At 69.4% G+C, this 1479-nt stretch carries 2 protein-coding genes; both read left to right on the top strand.

Annotated features, from left to right (window positions below; all coding sequences use genetic code 11):
- The first annotated feature begins 353 nt into the window (after window positions 1–353).
- Window positions 354–959: an ATP/GTP-binding protein gene (locus HIR71_RS16225; protein WP_169326097.1), complete on the top strand. Its 606-nt coding sequence runs from the start codon at window positions 354–356 to the stop codon at window positions 957–959.
- 147 nt (window positions 960–1106) lie between these two features.
- On the top strand, window positions 1107–1406 hold the full coding sequence (locus HIR71_RS16230; protein WP_249051951.1) for an SAF domain-containing protein: 300 nt from the start codon (window positions 1107–1109) through the stop codon (window positions 1404–1406).
- The last annotated feature ends 73 nt before the right edge of the window (window positions 1407–1479 follow it).

Here is a 1479-nt window from a genome sequence, read left to right on the forward strand (position 1 = left end):
AAGGCCCACCTCAACCTCGTCCCCGGCGACCAGGAGGTGACCGACCCAACCCTGGCCCTCACGGCCTGAAAACACCCCAGGGGTCACACCGCACCGCTACACCACTCCCCAGGACTTGACCCGGGCCGGTCGACTGCCCGCCTGACCTTCCGGTGTGCATTGTCGTGGTGGAAGCACCTGGCCGGCCACCGGACACCGGTCAGGCGGCGCCAGCACCAACGACTCAGCGAGCCTGCGTCCTGCAGGCCACGGGTGAATCGGTCGCGTGCTTCGACGGCGACTGGGGTTGGTTCAACAATCATGACTCCTGCTACTACCGCCTACGCGAGCCTCAACCAGCCCCGAGCGAAGCAGTGTGGGCCGGAAACTATCCGAACGGCGCCGTCTACATCGTCACCTGCACCGCACCACTGGGCGCTCCTGGAACGAGCGGCGGATGGGTGTGGCTTGCCACACCGCCCGACGGTTTCGGTGCAACGGAGACGACGCCGGGAGAGCTCGCGGCGCGAGCGGTGGAGCTGATGCAGCTGACAGGCCCGGCGATCGGGCACACGCCGGATCCGGGTCTTACCGGCCTCGTTGGCGTACCGGTGTGGCTGTGGACCGAGGTGGGGCCGACGACGTGGGGTCCCAACACCGCGACGGCGTCGGTGCCGGGGCTGAGTGTGACGGCGACCGCGCAGGCGAGCGAGATCGCGTGGGAAATGGGTGACGGCACCACGATGCGGTGCGCGAACCCGGGCACGCCGTATCACGAGGGCGGGATTCAGTCGCCGACGTGCCACCACGTGTACCAGCAGTCGTCGGCGGGCCAGCCCGACGACGCTTACCGGATCACCGCCACGACGACGTGGCAGGTCACATGGGTGGGCGGCGGCGCTTCGGGGTCGTTGACCGTCACGCGGACGTCGTCGTCGACCGTCCGCATCGGGGAGATGCAGGTCCTGATCACCGGTTGACCGGGATTGAGCGCTGAGTAGGGGGCGCACGTCATGTCGGCATTCACCAGGGGGACCACACGTCCGACGCCAGGCACGCAGAACGGTCAAACGCACCGGTCCACAGGCGCAGCCGTCGTCACGCGCGGTCGGCGCCGACCCGCGGTGATGGTGGGCGGCGTCGTGCTGGCCATATTTGGCGCCTTACTGGCTGCGTGGTTCGTGGCCGCCGCGGGGGACCGCGCGAGCGTGCTGCGCCTGGCGCGAGACGTCCCGTACGGGGCGACGCTCACGGCGCAGGACGTGACCTCGGTGGAAGTCGCGGTGGACCCCGCCGTGGGAACCGTGCCCGCGCAGGACGCGAACCGGGTGGTGGGGATGGTCGCCGGGACCGACCTGGTCGCCGGTTCCCTGCTAGGGCGTGTCTCCCTTATCCGGGGTGAGGTGGGCGTCAGGCTGTGGCCATGAGCGTGTCGGCGTCGCGGTTCGAGGTGTTCACTGACGAGGAGTGGGCGCGGATCGAGCCGTTGTTGCCCTCGAA

The sequence above is a fragment of the Cellulomonas fimi genome (assembly GCF_012952065.1).
In the GTDB taxonomy this organism is placed as follows: Bacteria; Actinomycetota; Actinomycetes; order Actinomycetales; family Cellulomonadaceae; genus Pengzhenrongella; species Pengzhenrongella fimi_A.